Origin of the sequence: Actinoplanes sp. NPDC026619 (genome assembly GCF_040638295.1) — a bacterium.
GTDB lineage: Bacteria > Actinomycetota > Actinomycetes > Mycobacteriales > Micromonosporaceae > Actinoplanes.
In genome coordinates, this window is record NZ_JBEZYA010000018.1 from 140253 (window position 1) to 162616 (window position 22364).

A 22364-nucleotide genomic window follows, 5' to 3' on the forward strand; every position below is an offset into this window, starting at 1 on the left:
TCCGCGGGCTTACTTGGCGACGATGCTCCCGGCCGGGCCGGGAGCAGCCGTGATGTTCTGCCAGTCGGTGGCGTCGATCTCGAGCGCCTTTCGCAGGAACGCCCAGGACGCCCGCCGGATGAGGTCGACGCGCTCGGGGCTCTCGTCGGTGGTGTCGGCCGCCCGGTAACCGTGGATGCCGCCGAGCGAGTGCTCGCCGCCGAACACGGTCAGCAGGCTTTCGGCGCCGGGGCTCAGCGCGTAGACGTCGGTGAACCAGTCCGGGCCGCGGGTGGACAGCTGCGACTGGTCGTGGTCGCCGGCCACCACGAGCGTGGGCGTGTTCAGCTGGGTGAAGTCCGGGCTCATGAACGGGAAGTTGTCCCGCGCGAACGGCGTGAGATCGGCGCCGCCGACGCCGGTCGTGGCCAGCAGCACGCCGGCCTTGACCCGCTTGTCGGTCGCGTCCTCGCCTTCGCCGGCCACCCGGGCTCCCAGCAGCATCCCTGCCGACTGGCCGCCCCAGGAGTGCCCGGCCACGGCAAGGCGTTCCCGGTCGACGCGCCCGGCGAGACCGGGGATCGCGGCCAGGATCGGGTCGAGGTCGTCGATCACTCGCTCGAGGTCGGCGACGCGGGTCCGCCAGATCTCCGGGTACCGCGGGTCGGCCGGGGTGAGCCCGAGCGTGGCCGAGTCGAGGAAGGTGGGCTGGACGACGACGAATCCGTTGGCGGCCCAGAAGTCGACGAGCGGGTCGTAGGAGTCCATGGCCTGCCCGAAACCATGGGCGAACACGATGACCGGCAGGTCACGCCCGGTGGCCGGCGCCGAGATGCGGACCTGGAGGTCGTCGCCGCGCTGAGGCGCCGGCAGCACGACCGGTTTGGCCGACAGGATCTGAGTAGGCATGGGGGAGTCCTCTCGAGTAAAGCGGAGCGTTGTTCCGTCTCGACGCTACGGAGCGCCGCTCCGTTTCGCAATGAGAGGTGGAACACTGCTCCGCTTCGGCTCGTGTGAGATGATCCGCCGATGCCCGCTCCGAAACGCCGCGCGGACGTGGAACGCAACGAACGCGCCCTGCTCGACGCGGCAGCGAAGGTGTTCGCCACCTCCGGCGTCGACGCGACCGTGCGCGAGGTCGCGGCGGCTGCAGGCGTGGGGATGGGCACGCTCTACCGGCACTTCCCGACCCGGGCCGATCTGGTGGTCGCGGTCTACCGGCACCAGATCGACGCGTGCGCCGACGCCGGCCCGGCACTGCTGGCCTCGGCGTCGTCACCGTTCGCGGCGCTGCTCGCCTGGATCCATCTGTTCGTCGACTTCCTCGGCACCAAGCACGGCCTGGCCGCCGTGATGCAGGGCGACCAGACCGGCTTCTCGGCGCTGCACACCCTGTTCCTCGACCGCCTGGTGCCGGTCCTGTCCGACCTGCTGACCACCGCCCGCGCCGCCGGCGAGGTCAGCGCCGACATCAGCGCGTACGAACTCATCCGAGCGGTCGGCGATCTATGCGCGTGGGCGGTGCCGGACGAGAACTACGACGTCCGGCGAATAGTCACCCTCCTGATCACCGGCCTCCGCCAGGAACAGCCCCAGCCGATGGACTAGTGCGCGACCACCACCGCGGTGTCGAGCTGCTCCACCGGCAGCTCCCGGGGCCGCACGACCAGGTACAGCGTCAAGGTCGCCGCCGTCATCCCGCCGAACACCACGATCGCCATCGGAACCGCCCCGGTGCCGAGCATCCCGACCAGCGGCGCAGCGAGCGCTCCGATGCCGAACTGCACCGCGCCGAGCAGCGCCGCCGCCGTCCCGGCCGCCTCGCCGTGCCGCCCCAGCGCGAGAGCCGGCGCGTTCGGCATGGCCAGACCGACCATGGCCAGCACGAACCACAGCGGCACGAGTACGCCGACCAGCCCACCGGTCTTCGTCGAGGCGAGAACCAGCAGCACCAGACCACCGGCCATCCCGGCCAGCAGCGACCCGCTCAGGATCTGCTGCGGCGACCAGCGGCGCAGCAGCCGCACGTTGAGCTGGGTGGCGCCGATCAGCCCGATCGCGCCGCCGGCGAAGACGTACGCGAACTGCTGCTCGCTCAGCCCGTACACCTCCTGGAAAACAAAGCTGGAGCCGCTGACGTAGGCGAAGAGCGCCGAGAACGCGAACCCGGCCACCAGGATCAGCCCGACGTAGACCCGATCGGTGAACAGCCGTCCGTAGTCACGCAGCACCTGCCCGCCACGCCGCGCGGCCGGCGGCAGCGTCTCCGGCAACACCAGAGCGGTGGCCGCCATGATCGCCACCCCGACGACGGTCAGCACCACGAACACCCCCCGCCAGGACGTCCACTCCAGCACCAGCCCGCCGATGGTCGGCGCGAGAATCGGCGCCACCCCGACGACCAGCATCAGCCGGGAGAACAGGCGAGCCGCGGCCATCCCGTTGAACAGGTCACGGACGATCGCCATCGCCACCACGGCGGCCGCCGCCGCGCCGAGCCCCTGCAGCACCCGCAGCGTGCCGAGCAGCGCCAGGTTGGGCGCGATCACGCACAGCACGGAGGCGAGGATGTGCACCGCGATGCCGGCCAGCAGCGGCAACCGCCGGCCGAGCGAGTCGGAGAGCGGCCCCACGATCAGCTGCCCGAACGCCAGCCCGATCAGCGTTCCGGTCAGGGTGAGCTGCACGGACGCGGCGCTCGCGTGCAGGTCGGCGGTGATCGTCGGAAGCGACGGAAGGTACATGTCGATCGTGAGCGGCCCGAGCGCGGTCAGGAACCCGAGCACGAGCACGATCCGGAAACGGCGCCCGGCCGGGATCAACTCCCCCGGGGAAAGATCGACGGCGGGCGGACTGCTGCGGATCTCGGTCTCTGCCACGACTGGTGACAAGTTGTTTGCCACCCACAAGATTCCGCCGGGTCATCCTCCTCACACCAAGACCATTCTCTGGGAGTACGCGGAGCATCGCCCCCAACCGCAGCGACGCCCGAACCCGGCGACTTATGCCTTTCCATCGAGAAATGTCGATGTACGGTCCCGACATGTCATTTGGGATGAAACGCGCACCGGCAAGCTGACCAACCTGACCGGCGGCCGGGCGCTCGCCGGCGACCCGGCCGGCCCGGACGGGCACTTTCGCCCCTCGTGGTCGCCGGACGGCCGCCTGATCGTCTTCACCCGCCGCACCGGTGGGGCCAACTTCGACATCTGCACGATCCGTCCGGACGGCACCGGTCTCCGCGTGCTGACCAGCAGCGGCGCCAACGACGCCCACGCCGTCTGGACCCACGACGGACGGATCCTCTACAACAGCGGCATGTACGGCTTCCGGGAGGAAGCCGCGCTCTACGACGACACCTTCCAGTCGTACGGGCAGATCTTCAGCATGAACGCCGACGGCACCGGCAAGCGGATGCTCACCGACAGCCTGACCGAGGATTCGATGCCGCTCTACCTCCCGCAGGAGTTGCTGGCGTGACACGGAAGGAGCCCCGGACCATCCGGCCCGGGGCTCCTGGGGTGAAGAGGATCAGAACGGGGTCATCGTGATGATGGCCTCGCGCGGGTCGCCGTCGTGCACCAGGGATTCCTGGTTCTGCACGTCGTCGAAGGCGAACGCGTACGCCTTGCCGTCGATCATGTTTTCGTGGATGACCTTGGCGTACACATCGGCCAGGTTGTTCTTGTAGAAGTCGGTGGCGGTGCCGCTCGGCTGGGTGTCCAGGGTGCCGAGCGTGCCGCGGGTCAGCGCCGCGCACAGGGTGCGGGCGATCGGGCCGACCACCTGGTCGTTCGGGGCGCCCAGCGCGCCGTCGCAGCCCCACACGTTGGCGGTGGACGGCTTGGTGAACGACGCCACCGTCTTGCCGGTGGTGTCGGTGAAGTTCATGACGTTGCCGCTGGTCCGGCCGGAGAACTTGTTGCTGGGCTGGTCGCCGAACGGCACGACGGTGAGCGTCTTGCTGCTGTAGGCGTTCCAGGCGCTGTTGATGTACGAGTCCAGGTAGGTCGGGCTCATCAGGCCGGCGTCGGCCGCCTTGCCGGGGGCGAGCACGCGCAGGACGGTGCCGTCGGCGCGGGTGACGACGCTCTTCGCGAAGTCGGCGTTGCCCTTGACGGCGTTGATGACGTTCTGCCGGCCGCCCGGCTTGAGCTCACCGGTCTTCAGCGTGGCGCCGGCGCCGTTGGTGATGCTGACGATGTGCGGCACCGCGAACATGTCGACCTGCGAGCTGTTCAGGAACAGGCCGCCGGCGTCGAGGGTGAACTCGCTCCAGTCGAACAGGATGTCGTGGTTGGGGTCGCCGCCGGCCCACGGCGCGGGCTGCACCAGGCCGTCGGTGGTGAGGCGGAAGTCGAGCTTCTGCCCGAACGACATGTACAGCCGGCCGGAGAGGCCCTTCGGCATCTTGATCGTGGTGCTGTTGCCGTTCGTCGGCCCGGCGATGGAAACATCCGGCGCCGGTACGGGCGTGGACGCGCCCCCGGTCCAGGCGGTGAAGGTGCCGGCCGCGTTGACGTACCCGAGCTTGCCGGTCGCCAGGTTGACGCCGAGCAGGTAGAGGAAGACCGCGTCGTTGCGGCCGGTGTTGTTCTTCACGATGACCGGCAGCAGGTTGGAGGCGGGCGGAACGTCGGCTTTTGTGGTGGGTGCAGCGGTGGGCGCGGTGGTCGTGGGAGCGACGGTGGTGGGCGCAACCGTCGTCGGTTTGACCGTGGGCGTCGTAACCGTCGTGGTGGGAGCGGTGACAACCACACCGTTGCACGGCAGCCCGTTGATCTTGCAGTTCGAGGGCTGGCCGCCGGAGCCGACGAACCCGAAGGTCGTCTTGGCCCCGACGGCCAGCGTCCCGTTCCACCCCTGGTTCGCGAAGGTGACATGCCGCCCCGAGGTTGTCATCTGCGTGTCCCAGAAGCTGCCGACCGTGGCACCCGCCGGCAGATCGAACTCCACCTTCCAGGCCGTCATGCCCGCCGCCCCGGTGTTGCTGACGGTCACTTCGTCCTGCCAGCCGCTGCCCCAGTCCGACACCGTGCGCAGGGATGCGGTCGGTGCTGCGGCCGAGGCGGGCAGGGCGATCCAGGTCGTCGTCGCGGCCGCCACCGCAGCGACGACAGTGAAGATGAGAGTTCGTTTCCGCATCGTCGGGATACTCCAAAGATCGGCTAGGGGGACCTGGCCATCCTCTGGAGCAGCCCGCCGATGCGCCCAGTCGAACCTGATCTTTTACGGTTCCTTTAAGGTGCTTCTGCCCGTTTGCCCGCGCCGGATTACCCGCGGTGCCACTTCTGGTTGGCGGTGCCCGCGCAGTCCCACAGCTGCAGCCCGGCGCCGTCGTTGCCGTTCCAGTCCTTGATGTCGATGCACTTGTTGGCCTGCGGGTTTACCAGGTCACCGGCGGCCGACAGGACGAACTGCTGGGCCGCGTTGCCGCTGCAGCCGACGATCTGGATGACCGCGCCGCTGGCCGTCGAGCCCCAGGCCACGTCCATACACTTGCCGTTCGACGTCTGCAGCGTCCCGTTCACGAACGTCCACTTCTGCGCGCCCGAGCCGTTGCAGTTCCACGTCTGCAGCGCCACCCCGTCGGAGAAGTTGGAGTTGGGCACGTCGATGCACTTGCCGTTCCAGTCGCTGATCAGCGAACTGGTGCTGCCGCCGCTGGTGGTCAGCGACAGACCGTAGGCGCCGAGGATCTCGTTCACCGGCTGGAACCACATCGTGCCGCCGGACGAGCAGTTGCCGGTGCCGCCGGAGGTCACGCCCTGTGCCTGGTTGCCGGAGATCCATGACCCACCGGAGTCGCCCGGCTCGGCGCAGGCGTTGCTGCGCGACAGCCCGGAGACGGAGCCCTGGGCGTACACGATCGTCTCGTCGCGGCCCAGCAGGGTGCCGCAGCGCCAGCCGGAGGTGCGGCCGGAGCGGCAGATCGAGCTGCCGATCGCGGCGTCCGCCGAGCCCGCCACCACGACGTTGCCACCGGAGTAGTTGTTCACCCACGGTTGCGACGTCCAGTTGCTGTTCGTGCGGATCCACGAGTAGTCATTGCCCGGGAACGACGAGCCGGCGAACGTGCCCTGGCTGACGTTGTTGTAACCGAGCGTGGGGCTGCCGGTGCCGCCGCAGTGGCCCGCGCTGACGAACCCGCCGGCGACCGCGAACCCGATCGAGCACAGCGTGTTGCCGTTGATCACGTACTGGTCGCCGCCGCGCACGTCATACATCGGTCGCGGCTGCTCGGCCAAGGCCTGAACGGATACGTCGGCGGCTCCGGCGGCCTCAGCGAATCGTGAAGCCGCACGCTCCGCGCCCGGCTTCGCCAGGACGACGACGCGATTGTTCGGGACATCGACATACCAGCCACGGACGTTTGCTTGCGCCGCGTGCGACGCATTGCGGTCCAATTGTGTACGGGTGGCAGCAAGGTCACCGGCGCCACGGCGTACGACGATCGGGTCGGCGCCTTCCGCCCGTACCGAAGCCTCGGCAGTCGCTGAAGTCACCGCGACCGTGAGTTTCGACGCACCCGCCGGAATCCACGCGCCGGCGAAGGCGGAGCCGAGCCGGGCGCGCAACCGCTTCTCCACCACCGGCGCCGCCGCCTCGGTGCGCAGCCGCACCGCGATCTGGCCGTCGTCGAGCTTGAGGTCGCGGCGCATGGCGGCGAGCATTCCGGGCGCGATGTCCGGGTTCGGCGGCGCCGCGGACGCCGGTGGTGGGGTCAGAGTGGCCGCCGTGATCGCCGCAGCCGCGATCGCCAGCAATTTTCGACGCATGGGGGAGTCCTTCCACGCAGGGGATATGTGCGGAAGGAGAGCGCTCTCCTAATCGGAGTTTGTCTATGTGTGACAACGCTGTCAAGAAACCTTTCAGAAACATGCCCGAAGGCGCCAGAAGGTGCCCTCGCCGCCGACGGGCACCTCGTGCAAGGCTGGTGCTTTCGGGGTGGCGGAGGAGTACGCATGGGCATGATCAAGGTCGTCGGGCTGGTGCTGCACCCGCGCCGCGACTGTGGGTCGGCGATCAATGCCATCGTCGAGTGGGCCATCCGTCGCGAGGTGACCGTCCTCGGGCTGCACGACGAGATCAACCGGATCGACTGCGAGGCCGTCGCGGTCACCTCGGAGGAGATGGTCGAGCGGGCCGGGCTGCTGGTCAGCCTGGGCGGCGACGGCACCATGCTGCGCACCATGCGGCTGGTCGAGGGGCGCAAGACGCCGGTGCTCGGGGTCAACGTGGGCCGGCTCGGCTTCCTCGCCGAGGTCGACCTGCCCGACCTGGCCGGCGCGCTGTCCGCCATCGACGAGCACCGGTTCACCATCGAGTCGCGCACCGCGGTGCGCACCACCTTGCCCGACGGCCGTGAGGTGTCGGCGTTCAACGACATCGCCATGGTGCGGGTGCCCGGCGACGGCCTCGCCGCGGTCGGCATCACGGTCGAAGGCAAAAACTTCGTGAACTATGCGGCCGACGCGGTCATCGTGTCGACGCCGACCGGTTCCACCGCCTATTCCTTCTCGGCCGGCGGCCCGATCGTCTCGCCCAACGTCGAGGGCCTGATCGTCAGCGCCTCGGCCGCGCACTCGTCCTTCAACCGCTCCCTGGTGCTCGCGATCACCGAGCGCCTCGAGCTCGATGTGCTCGCCCCCAGCGGGCGGCTCGCCATCGAGGTCGACGGCATCATCGAGGGCTATGCCGGCCCGGCCGACAAGCTCGAGATCGAGCCGGTGCCGGCCGCCGCCCAGGTCGTGCGCCTGGGCAACACGTCGTTCTACGAACGGGCCCGCCGCAAGCTGCGGGTCGAGGGCAGCGCCCAGGTCGGCGTGCCCGACTCGGCCGAGGCCACCGTGGTCGACAGCTTCGAGCGGCAGCGCTACGAGATCGTGCTCGGTGGCGAGATCGCCGGGGTGCTGCACTACCGGCGGCACGGCGGCAACATCGAACTGATGCACACCGAGATCGAACAGACCTTCTCCGGTCGTGGCCTGGCCTCCCGGCTCGCCTCGGCCGCGCTCGAGGACGCCCGTGTCCGGGCCACGCCGGTCAAGGCCACCTGCCCGTTCGTCACCGGCTTCCTCGACCGCCACCCGGAATACAGCGACCTGCTATCAGATGGGGTTTGACAGCATGGGCCATCCCGCCATCCTGACCGTTGACGACGACCCATCGGTGTCCCGGGCGATCGCCCGGGACCTGCGCCGCAAGTACGGCGAGCAGTACCGGATTGTGCGCGCCTCCTCGGCCTCCGAAGCCCTCGAGGCGCTCAAGGAGCTGAAACTGCGTGGTGGCCGGGTCGCCGTCATCCTAGCCGACTATCGGATGCCGCAGATGAACGGCATCGAGTTCCTCGAACAGGCGATGGACCTGTTCCCCAACGCCCGCCGCGCGCTGCTGACGGCCTACGCCGACACGGACGCGGCGATCCAGGCGATCAACCTGGTGGACGTCGATCACTACCTGCTCAAGCCGTGGGACCCGCCGGAGGAGAAGCTCTATCCGGTGCTCGACGCGCTGCTCGACGCGTGGCAGGCCACCGGCGACCGGGAGATCGAGGACATCCGGGTCGTCGGCCACCGCTGGTCCGAGCCGTCGTACGCGATCCGCGACTTCCTGGCCCGCAACCTGGTGCCTTACCGCTGGTTCGCGGCCGACGAGCCGGAGGGCCGCCGCCTGCTCGAGGCGGCCGGCACCGGGCCGGAATCCATCCCGCTGGTGGTCACCACCGACGGCCGGGCGCTGGCCAAGCCGACCACCGCCGAGGTCGCCGAGGCGGCCGGCCTGTCCACCACCCCCGGCCGCGACTTCTACGACCTGATCATCGTGGGCGGTGGTCCGGCCGGGCTCGGCGCGGCCGTCTACGGCGCCTCCGAGGGCCTCAAGACCCTGCTGGTCGAGCGCACCGCGGTGGGCGGCCAGGCCGGGCAGAGCTCGCGGATCGAAAACTACCTGGGCTTCCCGGACGGCATCTCCGGCGCGCAGCTCGCCGACCGGGCGCGCCGGCAGGCCAGCAAGTTCGAGGCCGAGGTGGTCAACACCCGCGAGGTGACCGGGCTGCGGCTGGACGGCTCGGCCCGCACGCTCACCTTCGCCGACGGCGGCGAGATCTCCGCGCACTCGATCGTGCTGGCCACCGGCGTGGCCTACCGCCCGCTGGTAGCCGACGGCATCGCCCGGCTCACCGGTTCCGGCGTCTATTACGGCTCTGCCTCCACCGAGGGCCCGGCCTGCTCCGGCGCCGACGTCTTCATCGTCGGCGGCGCCAACTCGGCCGGCCAGGCCGCGCTGTTCTTCGCCCGCTACGCCAAGCGGGTCACCCTGCTCGTGCGGGGCGAGTCGCTCGAGGCGTCGATGTCCTATTACCTGATCCAGCAGCTCGCCCAGATCGACAACATCGAGGTGCGCACCAGCTGCGAGGTGATCGCCGCGCACGGCGAGGGCCACCTGCAGGCGATCACCATTTGCAAGAGCCCGGACCGGATGGAGACCACGGTCGAGTGCGGCGCGCTGTTCGTCTTCATCGGCGCCGAGCCCCGCACCGACTGGCTCGGCGAGACCGTCGCCCGTGACGAGCGAGGCTTCGTCTACACCGGGCCCGATCTGCTGGCCGGCGGAACCCGTCCGAAGGGATGGGATCGGGACCGCGATCCGTTCTACCTGGAGTGCAGTGTTCCCGGCATCTTCGCCGCCGGCGACGTCCGGGCCAACTCGGTCAAACGAGTGGCCTCGGCGGTCGGCGAGGGCGCGATGGCCGTCACGCTGGTTCATCGTTACCTGGAGGCGCAGTAATGTCCGACATCCCTACCCTCGCCCCGTGTGACCCCGGCGCCCTCACCCCGGACGAGCTGCGCACACTGTTCCTGTTCGAGAAGCTGACCGACGAGCAGCTGCAATGGATCTCCGATCACGGCTGCACGATGCACATGCCGGCTGGCGGCATGGTGCTCCGTGAGGGCGATCCGGCCACTCAGTTCTTCGTGCTGCTCAGCGGCACCATCGCGCTGTCCCGCCGGGTCGGCCAGGACGACGTGCAGACCTCCCGCACCGAGCAGCGCGGCGTCTACATGGGCGCCACCCAGTCCTACCTGCGTGACGACGGCGTGCCCCGCACCTACATGGGGAGCATGCGGGCGCTCGACGACTCCGACTTCTTCGTCATGTCGGCCGAAGACTTCGGCTGGATGATGCGCGAGTGGTTCCCGATGGCGATCCACCTGCTCGAAGGCCTGGTCATGGGCATGCGCAGCTCGGCCGCCGCGATCAGCGAGCGGCAGCGCCTGCAGGCCCTCGGCGCGCTGTCGGCCGGCCTCATGCACGAGCTCAACAACCCGGCCGCGGCCGCCTCCCGGGCCACCGCCGTGCTCCGCCAGCGGGTCGCCGGCATGCGGCACAAGCTCGGCAAGCTCGCCTCCGGCAAGGTCCCGGCCGACCGGCTCGACGCGCTCGTCGAACTGCAGGAAGAGGTCATCGAGAAGGCGTCGAAGGCGCCCGCGCTGACCGCCATGCAGGCCTCCGACCGGGAGGACGAGCTCGGCGACTGGATGGACGAGCACCAGGTCACCGGCGGCTGGGACATCGCACCCGTGTTCGCCCAGGCCGGCATCGACATCGACTGCCTCGACGACATCGTGGTCAAGGTCGGCTCGCCCGAGCTGCTCGACCAGGCCATCCACTGGATCGGCTACGCCCTCGAGACCGAGCAGCTGATGACCGACATCGAGGACGCCACCGGCCGGGTGTCGTCGCTGGTCAACGCGGCCAAGCAGTACTCACAGATGGACCGTGCCGCGCACCAGTGGATCGACGTGCACGGCGGCCTCAAGTCGACCCTGGTCATGCTCAACCACAAGATCGGCACCGGGATCACCGTCGTCAAGGACTTCGACCGCACGCTCCCGCAGATCCCGGCGCACCCGGCCGAGCTCAACCAGGTGTGGACCAACCTGATCGACAACGCGGTGCAGGCCATGAACGGCGTCGGCACGCTGACGATCAAGACGTACCGGGAGGACGACCACGTGATCGTCTCGATCGGCGACACCGGCCCCGGCGTGCCCGAGGAGTTGAAGAAGCGGGTCTTCGAGCCGTTCTTCACTACCAAGCCGGTGGGCCAGGGGACGGGCCTGGGCCTGGACATCTCCTACCGAATCGTGGTCAACGGCCATGGCGGCGACATCGTGCTGAAGTCGCAGCCGGGCGACACCCGCTTCCTGGTCCGCCTGCCCCTTGTCGAACCGGCGTCCGCGTGACGTTCTAGACCAACGCCGCCTCCGCCTCGAGCCATGTTTTGGTGTGCCGCACCCAGGCGGGTGGCGGCGTGCGTTGCGGGCCGAAGAGGTAGCGGTGCTCGACGACGCCGCGTAACGCCTCGTGGACGTCGAGCTTGTCGTCGACGAAGTGGGTGATCCCCAGCTCGGCGCAGTGGATGGCCTTGTCCGGCCGGGTGCGGCAGAACCGCAGGTGATCGCGCGGAATGCCGGTCCGGGCGAAGAAGTCGTGGTGGTCTGGCCACCGTCCGCAACGGCCAGGCCCACCTCGGCGTGGGCGTGCTCGACGTCCTGCCCGACGACCTGACCGCCACCGAGCTGGCATCCTTCCCGCAGGTTCTGCTGATGCCGGCCGACCACCGCCTGGCCGGGCGCGACTCGGTGACGCTGGGGGACCTGGCCGGCGCCCGCCTGGTCGTCCCGCCCCAGCCCCGGCCCCACCGGGCGCTGCTGGAACGGGCCCTCCGCGTCGCCGGTGCGAATGGGACGGTGGCAGTCGAGGCCGAGGGCTGGCCCCTGATCACCCACTTCGTCACGCTCGGGGTGGGCCTGGCGATCGTCAACGGTTGCGTGCCCGCCCCGCCCGGCCTGGTCGCCCGCCCGGTGGCCGACCTGCCGCCGGTCACTTACCACGTGGTGCACCGGCCGGCCGCGCTGTCCGACCTCCGGGTCGCCACGCTCCTCGAACGCCTTCTCCCCGGCCGGACCGGCGCCGGTCAATAGGTCGCGACCGGGAAGCGCGGTCACGCCGTACCCGACATCGTGGCCCATGGAAAAAGCGGGCACGCGGCACTTTCACCGCGTACCCGCAAGGAAAATCGCTCAGAGCAAGCCGCGGACGTAGGCCGCCTGGCCCGCGTGCTGGGCGTCGTCGTCGATGACGCTGATCAGCCGGACGCCCAGCGTGACCGGGGGATCCCAGGCCTTGTCCACCACCCGGTCCAGGTCGTCGGCCGTCAGGCCGGCGACGAAGTCCAGCGTGCGCTCGTGCACCGCCCGGTAGTAGTCCTCCAGCGCCTGCGCGCTCTCCGGGGCGACGGCCGCGACCTCGTCGGCCGAGTGGCCGTAACCGGTGTCGGACGAGTCGGCGGGCAGGCCGAACCGCTTCGCCCAGTCGCCGGTGGCGTAGAGCTGGTCGGTGCCGATCAGGTCGGCCACGTGGTCGTCCTGCACCCTTGTCAGGTGCCAGACCAGCCAGCCGATCGAGTTGGCGCCGGGCGCGGGCGCCCAGCGCAACTGCTCGGGGGTCAGGCCGTGCACGGCTGCGTGCACCAGGTCGGGCAGGCGCCCGAGGGCGTCGGTCAGGATGTCCTTGGCGTCCATGCTGCTTACTCCGTCCCGTCGTTCAGGTTCTGAGTATCCGCGCCGCCAGCGCCCGACTTCTGAGAGTTGTCAGCATTTCCGGAGCCGCTGTCAGTCCCGGAGTCGGTGTTCCCGCTATCGCCGGTGGGAGCCTGGGTGGCCGATGTGGCCGGGGCTTCGGTGGGCTGCTGGTCGGTCGGCGCGGTGGTCGGGTCGGTGGTCGCCTGCTGGGTCGGCTGGTCGGTGGTGCTCTGGTCGGTCGGGGACGACGACGGCGTGGTCGCCGGGGTCGTCTCTTCCGAATTACCGCTCTTGTCGCTGAAGAAGCTGGACACCGTCGACGAGTCGCCGCTGCCGCCCCGGGTGACGTCCGCGACGGACTTGCCCGCGAACAGCTCGGCGACCGTCAGTGTGCCCATGGCCAGCACGAACAGCGCCCCGGCCACCATCGCCACCCGGCCCCAGCGGATCTTCTTGGGCGTGGGCGGCTCCGACGGTGACTCCTCGACAGCCGCCTCCACCGGTGGCGTGCCGACCGCGGCCGGCGCCAGGAACGTACCGGTGATCTTCTTGTGGCTCCGGTGAATGAAGCGTTGGTAGATCTCGGTGCCTACCGAGCCGATCAAGCTCGCCACCGCGGCGCCCACGAGCGTGCCCGCGACGCCGAGGAACGACCCGACAACGGCCGCCGAGAGCGCAGCAAGCACTCCGGCAATGGTCTTCGGGATGTCGATTCCGGCCAATATGCGGTCCGGTGCGTGCTCGGCCATGTCCTCCTCAACCCTGCCTATCGGTGTCTCCGCGGAAGAGTCTCCGCACGGACTTTTGCTAAACCCCGCCGCTCCGCCAGCACCACCCGCAAGGGGCGCACCACGACGCCCTCGGTGGCCAGGCGCACCCGGGCCAGCCTGCGATTACGCAAGATTCCGAACAGTCCGATCGCGAAAATGAGATATTGCACCGACATCGCGATCTTGAAGTCGCCGATATCGTAGTCGGCACCGCCGCCGGTGCGCGCGTCCAGGATCAGGCCGATCAGCTCGATGCACACCAGCGAGGCGACGAAGCCGCCCACGTTGACCACTCCGGTCGCGGTGCCGAGCCGGCTGGGCGGGTTGAACGTGCGGGCGTAGTCGAAGCCGATCATCGAGCCGGGGCCGCCGAGCCCGAGCGCCACGATGAGCAGCACCAGCACCGGCATCGGCGCATGACCCGGCCAGAGCAGCACCACGCCCCAGGCCAGTGCGTTCGCCCCGATGATGCCGAGCACCAGGTTGGAGCGGCGCAGCGGATAGCGCTGCACCAGGGTCCCGATGATCGGGCCGGCAGCCATGCCGACCAGCACGAACAGGGTCAGCAGCACGCTCGCGGTCGGCCGTTGCAGGCCCTCGCCGGCGATCAGGAACGGGAAGCCCCACATCAGCGCGAACACGGTGCCGGTGAACTGGGTGGTGAAGTGGCTCCACAGCCCGAGCCGGGTGCCGGGGTGCCGCCACGCGCCGGTCAGGTCGGCGCCGAGCTGGCGCATCCTGATCGGCGCGCCGCTGGAGATCCGCTGCTGCGGGGTGTCCCGCAAGGCCGCGAGCGCGGCGATCGCGACGAAGACGCCGGCGCCGGCGGCGCCGAGGAACGCGGTGGTCCAGCCCGGTCCGGCGAGCAGGGCAGCCAGGGGTACGGCGGAGAGCACCTGCCCGGCCTGGCCGACGAGACCGGTCACCTGGGTCAGCACCGGCACCCGCCGCGCCGGGAACCACTGCGGCACCAGGCGCAGGACGCTGATGAACGTCATCGCGTCGCCCGCGCCGACCAGGACGCGGGCGATGACCGCACCCTCGACGCCGTGCGTGGTGGCCATCAGGGCCTGCCCGGCCGCCATGATCAGCCCACCGCTGACCACCAGCCGCAGCGACCCGAACCGGTCCAGCAACAGCCCGACCGGCACCTGAAGACCGGCGTAGACCAGCAATTGGAGTACGGCGAACGAGGCGAGCGCTCCGGCCCCGACATGGAACCGGTCCTGCGCGTCCAGCCCCGCCACCCCGAGTGAGGTGCGGTGCAGCACGGCCATGATGTACGCGGCGAGACCGACGGCCCACACCGCCCAGGCTCGCTTAGACATGACCTACCTTCCGTCCGCTCCTTACCAGTGCGTACGGAAGTCAACACTTCTCCGTGCGGCGTGGCCGCGACAATGAATCGCGGCCAAGCCCACACGTGCGTCTGGTCACCTAAAAGAGATCAAATCCGTCGCCGCCGCCGAACATCCCCGGCCCGCCGTGGTGTCCTCCGAAGAGCGTGTCGAAGATCAGCATCCCGCCGACCGTGCCGGCCGCTGCCCCGAGAGCCGTCTTCCACCAGGGCGTCGAGTACCACCCGGCCGGCACCGGCCGCCCCTGCACGTATCCGCCGGGGTAGTAGTAGGGCGTCGCGGCGCTGGAGCGCGGCCCCATCTGGTAGCCGTTCACCTCGCGCTCCTCGGTGATCGTCCCGACGCCGCGGGTGGCCGCGAGCGGCGGCAGCTCCGGTCCGGGGTCGAACCCGAGCGCGGTGCGCGCCGCCCGCACATAGGCGAGCCCTTCCAGCGCGGTCTCCCGCGCCAGTTGGTACTGCACCACCGTGGTCGCCTGCGCGAGTTGCGAACCGGCGGCCTGGTGCCGCTCGGCCGCGTCGGCGAGCGCCTGCCGGGCGACGGGACTGTCCTCCTGCAGGTTGACCAGCTGCCCGCCCAGCCGCTCGTACCACCGCTGTGCCTCGGCCCGCGCGTCCGCCACCGACTGGTCGTCCCGGATCGTGGCGCCGCGGCGCCCGCCGCCGACCAGCGCCGCCACCCCGATCCCCAGCATCACGAAAAGCACCAGAATCAACATGTTCCGACGGTAGGTCCGCGCTCTGAGTCACCCCCATGGGCCCGCTGTGGGCCTGCTGTGCGGCTATATTCAGCGTCGTGACCGAGCGTCGCGCCAGCCGCACGGCCGTCCTGGTCTGCCAGAGCCGGGCGGCGGCGCACGGCCGCATCGCGCCGGACCGCTTCGCGGACCCGACAGCCATGACGCTCCTGCGCCCGGCGGAGCAGGATCAAGTCGCTGGTGTACGCGATGAGCAGCCCCCCAAAGGCATGACCGACCGCATGGCGTACGAGATGATCCGCGCCGGCCGCGAGGTCGTCGTGGCCCGCACGGTCGCGATCGACGACGCCGTGCTCGCCGTCCCGGTCCCGCAGGTGGTGATCCTCGGCGCCGGTCTCGACGGCCGCGCCTGGCGCCTCGACCTGGCCGGCGCGACCGTCTTCGAGGTCGACCACCCCGCCTCCCAGCAGGAGAAACGCGATCGCGCTGCTGCCCTCGCGGGCGAGCCGCCGCGGTTCGTGCCGGTCGACTTCGCTCGCGACCGGCTCACCGACGCGCTGGCGTCGGCCGGCCACCGTGACGACCAGCCCACCACCTGGATCTGGGAGGGCGTCGTGCCCTACCTGACCCGGCCCGAGGTCGCCGCCACGGTCGCCTCGATCACCGCCCGCTCGGCGCCCGGCAGCCGCCTGATCGTCAATTACCAGGCCCCGTCGCTGCTCGGCGGCCTGACCCGCAAGGTGATCGGCGCCCTGCTCCGCCGCACCAACCCGTGGGCGGCCGAGCCCTGGCGCTCGACCTGGACCCCGGCGGCCATGGCCCGTCTGCTGGCCACCCACGGCTTCGCCGTCCGGAGCGACCACGACCTGCAGGTGACGGCAACGGCCCTGGGCGTACGCCCCGATCAGCCGACGTCGTTGCGCAACGGCCGCGTGGCGCTGGCCGAGCACTGAGCTCGCGTCGCCTCAGAAGATCTGTTCGGCGGGCCATCGCTCCGGCTGCCCGGCGATGGCGCACGCCTGCGCGGCCAGCTCCGGATCCACCTCGCACCGGCCGGGCATCTGGTCGGGGGTTCGCAGCTGTCGTCCGACGAAGGCGGCGACGCGATGGTGCACCGCCGCGGACGGGTCGGCCAGGAGGGCGGGGGCTTCCGCGTTGACCTGCGGACCGGCGAGGCGGAGAGCGGCCTCGGCTAGGCACGCGCGCGCCCGCTCATCCCGCTCGTCGGTGCCGAGCAGGCGCAGGAGCGCGCGGTCCGCGGTCGTCTCGGTGGAGATCCAGCCCAGCGGCAGCGCCGCCATCGACCTCGTCTCGGCGTCCGGATCAATCAGCAGATCTCGTACGAGCTCGTCGAAGCCGGCCAGGGCCTCGAAGACCGCGAGTTCCCCGGCGATCTGCGTGTCGTCGGCCCGTCGAGCCGCCGACCGCAGCGCCTCGAGCGCCGCCTCCGCCCGGGCATCCCGCCAGGTCACCTCGTGCTGATCCGTGGCGGTCAATCTAGATGTCGGCATGCGGCCTCAGGCCGTCCAGGAGGAGTTGCAGGCTGCGGTCCAGGACGGCGGCCGGGTAGTCGCCGGTCTCTGCCGCCATTGTTGCTCCGCGTAGCAGGGCCAGGATTTCGGGGAGTGCGGCGTCCCGGCGTACGGCTGCGGTCTGTTGGGCGTTGCGCAGGAGGTCGTCGATGGCCTGCCGCATCCGGGCCGCCTGGGCTGCCTGTTCCGATTTCAGGTCGATGCCGGCCGTGCGCAGGGCGTCCGTGTAGGCCTTCTTGCCGGTGGCGTCGGCGACGATCCGGGTGAAGAACGTGAAGAACGCGGTGCGCGGGTCACCGGACTCGCGTAACTGGTCCGCCTCGGCCAGCAGCACGTCCACACGCGCGGTGACGATCGCCTGGTAGAGGGCCTCCTTGGTGGCGAAGTGGCGATACACCGTGCCCACCCCGACCCCGGCCCGCCGGGCGATCTCGTCCATCCGGGCCGACAGGCCCTGCTCGCTCAGCACCGTTTCGGCCGCCTGGCGGACCTTCTCGCGGTTACGCACCGCGTCCGAGCGTGCCATGCCACTCCTTTGACAAGCGGAATGCAGGTTCCGTATGTTCAAGCGGAATCCAGATTCCGATTATAGCGAGGTACGCATGCCGCACTCGCCGCTGGGCCGCTCCGGGCTGCAGGTGTCCCGCGCCTGCCTGGGCACGATGAACTTCGGCGCCGACCCGCAGGCGCCCACACCGGAGACCGAGGCCCGCCGGATCGTCGGCGCGTTCTTCGACGCCGGGCACAACCTCGTCGACACCGCCGACACCTATCGCGGCGGCGCCAGCGAGGAGATCGTCGGGCGGGCGATCGCGCACCGGCGGGCCGACGTCGTGCTGGCCACCAAAGGCGCGGCGCCGCAGGGTGACGGGCCCAACCATCGCGGGCTGTCCCGGGCGCACCTCACCCGCGCGCTGGAGGCCAGCCTGCGCCGGCTCGGCACCGACTACGTCGACCTCTACCAGTGCCACCTGCCCGACCCGCACACCCCGATCGACGAGACGATGGCCACGCTGGACGGGTTCGTCCGGGCCGGCAAGGTGCGCTACCTCGGCTGTTCGAACTTCACCGCGGCCGGCATCGTCGGCGCGCAGTGGGCGGCGCAGCGCCAGGCCGGAACCCCGTTCGTCAGCCTGCAGGCGAGCTATTCGCTGCTCGACCGGGACATCGAGGGGGAGACCACGGCGATCTGCCGGGAGCACGGGCTCGGCATCCTGGCCTACAGCCCGCTGGGCGGCGGCGTGCTGGCCGGGCGGTACCGGCGCGGCGCCCCGCCCGAGCCCGGTTCGCGGCTGGCCGAGTGGGCCGCGATGCCGAGCCCGCGGGCCCGCGCCTATGTGGACGGCCTGCTGACCGGCGAGCACTTCGACGTCGCGGAGCGGGCGGCCGCGATCGCCGGCGACCTGGGCACGACGGCCGCGGCGGTCGCGCTGGCGTGGATCGGCGCGCGGCCCGGCGTCACCTCGGTGATCCTCGGCCCGCGCACCACCGATCAGCTGACGGCCAACCTGGCCGCCCTGGATTTCACCCTGCCCGCCGAGTCACTGCAGGCGGTAGGTGGACACGTGTGACGGGGAGTCGGCGGTGAACGGGGTGCCGACCCAGTCGGCGTGCCGCGACTCCAGCTCGAAGCCGGCCAGCTGGGCCATCAGGTCGAGCTCGGCCGGCCAGATGTAGCGATGCGGGCTGCGGCCGAGCGTGGCCTGCCGGCCGTCGTCGAACCGGAAGTGGTGCGAGACGACATGCTGGTTGAGCACGTCGTAGGTGTCCAGCAGGATGTAGCCGGGCTCCACGATCCCGACCGTGGCGCCACGCCCCGGCGGCAGCGCCCGCAGCTCCGGGACCCACAGCTCGATCACGAATCGCCCGCCCGGCGTCAGGTGGCGGGCCGCGTTGCGGAAGCACTCCACCTGCTCGGCCTGGGTGAGCAGGTTGGAGATCGTGTTGTAGACGAGGTAGACCAGCGCGAACTCGCCCGGCACCCGCGTGCCGGCCATGTCACCGACCTCGACCCGAAACTCCGGATCCTTGGCGTGCAGCCGCTCGATCATCGGCCGCGACATCTCGATCCCGACGACCGGCACCCCGCGCGCCGCAAGCGGCAGCGCAACCCGCCCGGTGCCCACCGCGAACTCCACCGCCGCCCCACCCCCGGCCAGCGCCGCGAGCCGGTCAACGGTCGGATCGAGCACTTCGGACGAGAACACGCCTTCACCAGGCGTGTCATAGGAAGCAGCGGTCTCGGCATCCCACAGCATGCCGCCGACCCTACGACCGCCCGGGCCCACTCGCATCCTGTTTTTATCAAGCGAAAGGTGGGTCTCAGTGCCGGAAAGCCGGTGATGGTCTTGACTAATTTATACGTCGCACCACGGGGTCCAGAACTTGCTTCAACATTGTAATATCAGTGGTATTAAGATGAATTCTGCATGCTCAATTTTTCGGCCTTGCTGAGTTCCGACCAGTCGAGTTGGAAGCCGGCCGCAGCGCCCAGCTGCCGCAGAAAAGCGCGTATCGTTCGTCCATTTCCTTCACGAAATGGATGCCTTGCATTCAGTTCTCCGTAGAAGTGCGCCAGGCCAGAAAGGAATGCCTCCCGATTGAAGCCGACCAGGTATCCCTCGGTGGCGAGTTCGGCTAACACGGCGCCAGCCTCGTCGTCTACGTAGCGCCAATGGCAAAAACGTGCGCCGGGCTTGCTGATGTCGACGGTTCGAGTTCGGCCTGCCCAGGCGTACACATCTTGAAAGAGGAAGCGATGGAAATTTTGGAGGTGAGTAAGGCCGAAGTTCCCTGGTATGGAGATGCGTGATGCCTGAATATCACGGATTGAACAATACGAAATTCGGCATCGCTCAGGACGACCGTGTCGGTTAGGCCGAGTTTATTGATCAGGCCGTCTGAGCCGGGTTGTGTATACGGATCATCCACCGGTTATCCGCGCTATTTCCTCGGCCACGAGATCGTCGGCAGAGACCAAGCCGGTTGCTACGTCGCGAAGGCGGTCTTGCCAGTCATCGTCAAACTCAACGCCCTCCAATGCAGCGTTGGCAGTGGCGAGAGCAACGGCAGTCTCGGGGTCTGTCAGCTGGCGTGAGTAATACGTTCTCATGATGTCGATGCTCAGCGGGGCTGCCGAGGATGCAGAATCGGGAAGGGCTCCACGGGCCGCACGCCAAGGCAATTCGCTGTGAGTCATGTGGGAAAGCTCAATGGCGGAGAACTTGCCGTACTCTGCTGTCACCCAATCGACGGTATCGCGCTGGGATGAATCCAGCTGCGTAAGATCGCCGTCAGGCCAAGCCGACACGTTATTTTGCTGGCGGTGCTGGCGGTAAAGTGCCGGAACGACCGGACCTCGTCGCCATGCTTGAATATCTTCGCGGAACAGCGGAACTCCGTGTCGAGCAAGGTGCCAGCCCTGGCAGTAATAGACAAGCTTTTCGAGCTTCATTGCATTCATGCTGCCGAGCCGGTCTATCACTGCCGCAGCAACGTCGTGTACCGAACTCAATTGGCACCCCCTTCCACGTTTGTCGTGAGACTAGCGACCTAGGTCCGCGAACGCCGGGACCCCAGATGGGCGTGTCGCTTGACTTCGGATTCTACAGGTGTAGGCGTGGCAGCGCATAGAACATATGTACTAATGATCTCTTGCGTGCCGACGGCGGGATTCAGGAGAGGTGGTCGGTGAGCCAGGTGACTGTTTCGTGCAGGTAGTCGGCTCGGGAGGTGCTGTGCAGGAAGGTGTGGCCCTCGTTGGGGAAGAGCAGGTAGCGGTGTTCGACGCCGCGTTCGGTCAGGGCGGCGGCCACCTGTTCGGCCTCGATCACCGGGACGTTGGTGTCGTTCTCGCCGTGGACGATCATCAGCGGGGTCGTCAGCCGGTCGATGCGGGTGATCGGGGAGAGGTCGGCCAGCAGGGCGGCGTCCTCGACCGGGTCGCCGTATTTCGAGATGGCGGCGGCGGCGATCCAGGGCTCGGTGTGCTGGTAGAACGTGGAGAAGTTGGACATGCCGCAGACGTCGATGCCGACCGCGAACAGGTCGGGGAAGCGGGTCAGCGCGGCCAGCGTCAGGTAACCGCCGTAGGAGCGGCCCATGCAGCCCATCCGTGACTCGTCGGAGACGCCGGTCGCGACCAGGTGACGGACGCAGGAGCGGACGTCCTCGATGCCGGCGTAGCGCAGCACGCCGTTGTCGGCGTTGACGAAGCTCTTGCCGAAGCCGGACGAGCCGCGCACGTTCGGTGCGAAGACCGCGATGCCCCGGTCGACCAGCGACTGGAACAGCGGCGAGTGGCCGGGGCGCTCCTGAGCCTCGGGGCCGCCGTGGAACCACAGCACGGTCGGGTGCGGGCCGTCGCCGGCCGGGCGGAACAGCCAGCCACTGAGTTCGAGGCCGTCGTGGGCCGCGAAGACCTCCAGCGTCGGCTGCACCGAGCCGGGTGCGGGGCGCGCGGCCGAGACGGGGCGCACCTCGTCGCCCGCGAAAACCCAGACGCCGTGCGGCTGACCGGGCCCCTCGGCGGTGAAGGCCAGCCCGGACCCGTCGAAGCTCCAGGCGAGTTCGGAGATCACGCTGGCGGGGAGCGGCTCGACCCGGCGCCGGGTGCCGTCACGCAGGTCGACGACCTCGATCTCGGATTCGCCGCCGCGCACGTTCCACAGCACCGCGGCCGCGGTGGCGTCGGCGGTCAGCGTGAACGCCTCGACCTCGGCGCGGGCGGCGGCCGCGATGACGCTCACGCCGCCGTCCGGGGCGACCCGGATCAGGGCCGGGAACTCGCCGGCCTCGGAGCGGGCGAAGACCGCGCCGTCGGGGGCGAAGATCGCCTGCTCGCCCAGCGCGACCATGGTGTCGGCGCCGGTGGTCAGGTCGCGGGTGACGATCTGGCGGTCGCCGCGCGGGCCGATCCGCAGCAGCGCGTGGGTGGCGGACACGTCGAGCAGGACGGTCAGCGAACCCTTGGCGACGACCGAGCGGGTGTTGTGCACCGGGTCGATGAGCAGGCCGGTGGTCAGGTTCTCGGTGAGCGCCAGCAGCGAGCGGCCGGGCAGCCAGCGCATGTTGTCGGCGTCGTCGGCGCCGAAGCCGGCCACCTGGTGCAGCTCCGAGCCGTCCGGCCGGATCAGCCACACCTCGTGCCGGGGGCCGCCGCCGGGGGCGAGCTGGCAGGCCAGCCAGCCGCCGCCGGTGGACCACTGCACGCAGGTGACCGGTTCCGGCCCGGTGTCGACCAGGAAGTCGAGTTCGGTGCCGACCGGCTGCACCCACACCTGCGGACGACCGCCGCGGTCGGAGATGTAGGCGCAGTGCCGGCCGTCCGGGGAGAGCGCCGGTGACCAGCTGCCACCGGCCTCGGGAGGAAGCGGTTTCGTCCAGCTCAGCGGGAGCACGGTGACGTCGATCCGGTTGAGCTGTCCGGTCATGCAAAC

Annotated in this window: 22 protein-coding genes; 8 read left to right on the top strand and 14 right to left on the bottom strand. The window is 69.7% G+C overall.

All coding sequences use genetic code 11. The features are described 5' to 3' along the window. Window positions 1–9 precede the first annotated feature (9 nt). The gene (locus AB0E90_RS33510) at window positions 10–888 is read right to left on the bottom strand and encodes a chlorophyllase (RefSeq protein WP_360414957.1); all 879 of its coding nucleotides are present in this window, start codon (window positions 886–888) and stop codon (window positions 10–12) included. Window positions 889–1008: 120 nt separating this feature from the next. On the opposite strand from AB0E90_RS33510, the gene AB0E90_RS33515 reads away from it, so the two are divergent. Beyond that, window positions 1009–1587 carry a helix-turn-helix domain-containing protein gene (locus AB0E90_RS33515; protein ID WP_360414959.1) on the top strand — a complete coding sequence of 193 codons (579 nt, stop codon included), beginning with the start codon at window positions 1009–1011 and terminating at the stop codon, window positions 1585–1587. Here AB0E90_RS33515 and AB0E90_RS33520 read toward each other — a convergent pair. Further along, a complete protein-coding gene (locus AB0E90_RS33520; protein WP_360414961.1) occupies window positions 1584–2858 on the bottom strand; it encodes a multidrug effflux MFS transporter in 1275 nt (424 codons plus the stop codon). The genes AB0E90_RS33515 and AB0E90_RS33520 overlap by 4 nt on opposite strands. A 13-nt stretch (window positions 2859–2871) precedes the next feature. Between AB0E90_RS33520 and AB0E90_RS33525 the strand changes: the two genes are divergently transcribed. Next, window positions 2872–3459, top strand: coding sequence for a hypothetical protein (locus AB0E90_RS33525; RefSeq protein WP_360414963.1), 588 nt, complete (start codon window positions 2872–2874; stop codon window positions 3457–3459). 51 nt (window positions 3460–3510) lie between these two features. Here AB0E90_RS33525 and AB0E90_RS33530 read toward each other — a convergent pair whose 3' ends face one another. Together AB0E90_RS33530 and AB0E90_RS33535 are read right to left on the bottom strand one after the other, a co-directional pair. Continuing rightward, window positions 3511–5124 (bottom strand): beta-1,3-glucanase family protein, encoded by a 1614-nt coding sequence (locus AB0E90_RS33530; RefSeq protein WP_360414965.1) that lies wholly within the window; start codon window positions 5122–5124, stop codon window positions 3511–3513. 128 nt (window positions 5125–5252) lie between these two features. Then, window positions 5253–6758 (bottom strand): ricin-type beta-trefoil lectin domain protein, encoded by a 1506-nt coding sequence (locus tag AB0E90_RS33535; protein WP_360414967.1) that lies wholly within the window; start codon window positions 6756–6758, stop codon window positions 5253–5255. A 186-nt stretch (window positions 6759–6944) separates the two neighbouring features. On the opposite strand from AB0E90_RS33535, the gene AB0E90_RS33540 reads away from it, so the two are divergent. From AB0E90_RS33540 to AB0E90_RS33555, 4 genes are all read left to right on the top strand, one after another. Continuing rightward, the gene (locus tag AB0E90_RS33540; protein WP_360414969.1) at window positions 6945–8105 is read left to right on the top strand and encodes an NAD(+)/NADH kinase; all 1161 of its coding nucleotides are present in this window, start codon (window positions 6945–6947) and stop codon (window positions 8103–8105) included. A gap of 4 nt (window positions 8106–8109) precedes the next feature. Continuing rightward, window positions 8110–9768, top strand: coding sequence for an FAD-dependent oxidoreductase (locus AB0E90_RS33545; protein ID WP_360414971.1), 1659 nt, complete (start codon window positions 8110–8112; stop codon window positions 9766–9768). Then, window positions 9768–11228 (top strand): ATP-binding protein, encoded by a 1461-nt coding sequence (locus AB0E90_RS33550; RefSeq protein ID WP_360414973.1) that lies wholly within the window; start codon window positions 9768–9770, stop codon window positions 11226–11228. Before AB0E90_RS33545 ends, AB0E90_RS33550 begins: the two co-directional genes overlap by 1 nt. A gap of 297 nt (window positions 11229–11525) precedes the next feature. Then, window positions 11526–11969, top strand: coding sequence for a LysR substrate-binding domain-containing protein (locus AB0E90_RS33555; RefSeq protein ID WP_360414975.1), 444 nt, complete (start codon window positions 11526–11528; stop codon window positions 11967–11969). A 99-nt stretch (window positions 11970–12068) separates the two neighbouring features. On the opposite strand, the gene AB0E90_RS33560 is transcribed toward AB0E90_RS33555, so the two are convergent. From AB0E90_RS33560 to AB0E90_RS33575, 4 genes are all read right to left on the bottom strand, one after another. Then, window positions 12069–12569 carry a DUF664 domain-containing protein gene (locus tag AB0E90_RS33560; RefSeq protein WP_360414977.1) on the bottom strand — a complete coding sequence of 167 codons (501 nt, stop codon included), beginning with the start codon at window positions 12567–12569 and terminating at the stop codon, window positions 12069–12071. 5 nt (window positions 12570–12574) lie between these two features. Beyond that, complete coding sequence (locus AB0E90_RS33565) at window positions 12575–13318, bottom strand: hypothetical protein (protein ID WP_360414979.1); 744 nt, start codon at window positions 13316–13318, stop codon at window positions 12575–12577. A 17-nt stretch (window positions 13319–13335) separates the two neighbouring features. Then, window positions 13336–14667: an MFS transporter gene (locus AB0E90_RS33570; protein ID WP_360414981.1), complete on the bottom strand. Its 1332-nt coding sequence runs from the start codon at window positions 14665–14667 to the stop codon at window positions 13336–13338. A 109-nt stretch (window positions 14668–14776) separates the two neighbouring features. Further along, a complete protein-coding gene (locus tag AB0E90_RS33575; protein WP_360414983.1) occupies window positions 14777–15415 on the bottom strand; it encodes a hypothetical protein in 639 nt (212 codons plus the stop codon). A 77-nt stretch (window positions 15416–15492) separates the two neighbouring features. Here AB0E90_RS33575 and AB0E90_RS33580 point away from each other — a divergent pair, with 77 nt between their 5' ends. After that, window positions 15493–16347 carry a class I SAM-dependent methyltransferase gene (locus AB0E90_RS33580; RefSeq protein WP_360414985.1) on the top strand — a complete coding sequence of 285 codons (855 nt, stop codon included), beginning with the start codon at window positions 15493–15495 and terminating at the stop codon, window positions 16345–16347. 12 nt (window positions 16348–16359) lie between these two features. On the opposite strand, the gene AB0E90_RS33585 is transcribed toward AB0E90_RS33580, so the two are convergent. Then, the gene (locus AB0E90_RS33585; protein ID WP_360414987.1) at window positions 16360–16866 is read right to left on the bottom strand and encodes a hypothetical protein; all 507 of its coding nucleotides are present in this window, start codon (window positions 16864–16866) and stop codon (window positions 16360–16362) included. Window positions 16867–16891: 25 nt separating this feature from the next. Then, on the bottom strand, window positions 16892–17452 hold the full coding sequence (locus AB0E90_RS33590; RefSeq protein ID WP_360414989.1) for a helix-turn-helix domain-containing protein: 561 nt from the start codon (window positions 17450–17452) through the stop codon (window positions 16892–16894). Window positions 17453–17528: 76 nt separating this feature from the next. Here AB0E90_RS33590 and AB0E90_RS33595 point away from each other — a divergent pair, with 76 nt between their 5' ends. After that, the gene (locus AB0E90_RS33595) at window positions 17529–18497 is read left to right on the top strand and encodes an aldo/keto reductase (protein ID WP_360414991.1); all 969 of its coding nucleotides are present in this window, start codon (window positions 17529–17531) and stop codon (window positions 18495–18497) included. On the opposite strand, the gene AB0E90_RS33600 is transcribed toward AB0E90_RS33595, so the two are convergent. The 4 genes from AB0E90_RS33600 to AB0E90_RS33615 form a co-directional block, all read right to left on the bottom strand. Further along, on the bottom strand, window positions 18468–19184 hold the full coding sequence (locus tag AB0E90_RS33600) for a class I SAM-dependent methyltransferase (protein ID WP_360414993.1): 717 nt from the start codon (window positions 19182–19184) through the stop codon (window positions 18468–18470). The genes AB0E90_RS33595 and AB0E90_RS33600 overlap by 30 nt on opposite strands. Window positions 19185–19339: 155 nt before the next feature. Then, complete coding sequence (locus AB0E90_RS33605) at window positions 19340–19771, bottom strand: Fic family protein (protein WP_360415115.1); 432 nt, start codon at window positions 19769–19771, stop codon at window positions 19340–19342. 78 nt (window positions 19772–19849) lie between these two features. After that, window positions 19850–20380 carry a type II toxin-antitoxin system antitoxin SocA domain-containing protein gene (locus AB0E90_RS33610; RefSeq protein WP_360414995.1) on the bottom strand — a complete coding sequence of 177 codons (531 nt, stop codon included), beginning with the start codon at window positions 20378–20380 and terminating at the stop codon, window positions 19850–19852. 220 nt (window positions 20381–20600) lie between these two features. Further along, window positions 20601–22358 (bottom strand): S9 family peptidase, encoded by a 1758-nt coding sequence (locus AB0E90_RS33615; protein WP_360414997.1) that lies wholly within the window; start codon window positions 22356–22358, stop codon window positions 20601–20603. Window positions 22359–22364 lie beyond the last annotated feature (6 nt).

What these genes read in the sequence shown, in the direction of transcription:
- AB0E90_RS33510 (WP_360414957.1), bottom strand. Translation starts at nt 888, where the DNA reads ATGCCTACTCAGATCCTGTCGGCCAAACCGGTCGTGCTGCCGGCGCCT.
- AB0E90_RS33515 (WP_360414959.1), top strand. Translation starts at nt 1,009, where the DNA reads ATGCCCGCTCCGAAACGCCGCGCGGACGTGGAACGCAACGAACGCGCC.
- AB0E90_RS33530 (WP_360414965.1), bottom strand. Translation starts at nt 5,124, where the DNA reads ATGCGGAAACGAACTCTCATCTTCACTGTCGTCGCTGCGGTGGCGGCC.
- AB0E90_RS33535 (WP_360414967.1), bottom strand. Translation starts at nt 6,758, where the DNA reads ATGCGTCGAAAATTGCTGGCGATCGCGGCTGCGGCGATCACGGCGGCC.
- AB0E90_RS33540 (WP_360414969.1), top strand. Translation starts at nt 6,945, where the DNA reads ATGGGCATGATCAAGGTCGTCGGGCTGGTGCTGCACCCGCGCCGCGAC.
- AB0E90_RS33545 (WP_360414971.1), top strand. Translation starts at nt 8,110, where the DNA reads ATGGGCCATCCCGCCATCCTGACCGTTGACGACGACCCATCGGTGTCC.
- AB0E90_RS33550 (WP_360414973.1), top strand. Translation starts at nt 9,768, where the DNA reads ATGTCCGACATCCCTACCCTCGCCCCGTGTGACCCCGGCGCCCTCACC.
- AB0E90_RS33560 (WP_360414977.1), bottom strand. Translation starts at nt 12,569, where the DNA reads ATGGACGCCAAGGACATCCTGACCGACGCCCTCGGGCGCCTGCCCGAC.
- AB0E90_RS33565 (WP_360414979.1), bottom strand. Translation starts at nt 13,318, where the DNA reads ATGGCCGAGCACGCACCGGACCGCATATTGGCCGGAATCGACATCCCG.
- AB0E90_RS33570 (WP_360414981.1), bottom strand. Translation starts at nt 14,667, where the DNA reads ATGTCTAAGCGAGCCTGGGCGGTGTGGGCCGTCGGTCTCGCCGCGTAC.
- AB0E90_RS33575 (WP_360414983.1), bottom strand. Translation starts at nt 15,415, where the DNA reads ATGTTGATTCTGGTGCTTTTCGTGATGCTGGGGATCGGGGTGGCGGCG.
- AB0E90_RS33590 (WP_360414989.1), bottom strand. Translation starts at nt 17,452, where the DNA reads ATGGCACGCTCGGACGCGGTGCGTAACCGCGAGAAGGTCCGCCAGGCG.
- AB0E90_RS33595 (WP_360414991.1), top strand. Translation starts at nt 17,529, where the DNA reads ATGCCGCACTCGCCGCTGGGCCGCTCCGGGCTGCAGGTGTCCCGCGCC.
- AB0E90_RS33600 (WP_360414993.1), bottom strand. Translation starts at nt 19,184, where the DNA reads ATGCTGTGGGATGCCGAGACCGCTGCTTCCTATGACACGCCTGGTGAA.
- AB0E90_RS33610 (WP_360414995.1), bottom strand. Translation starts at nt 20,380, where the DNA reads ATGAAGCTCGAAAAGCTTGTCTATTACTGCCAGGGCTGGCACCTTGCT.
- AB0E90_RS33615 (WP_360414997.1), bottom strand. Translation starts at nt 22,358, where the DNA reads ATGACCGGACAGCTCAACCGGATCGACGTCACCGTGCTCCCGCTGAGC.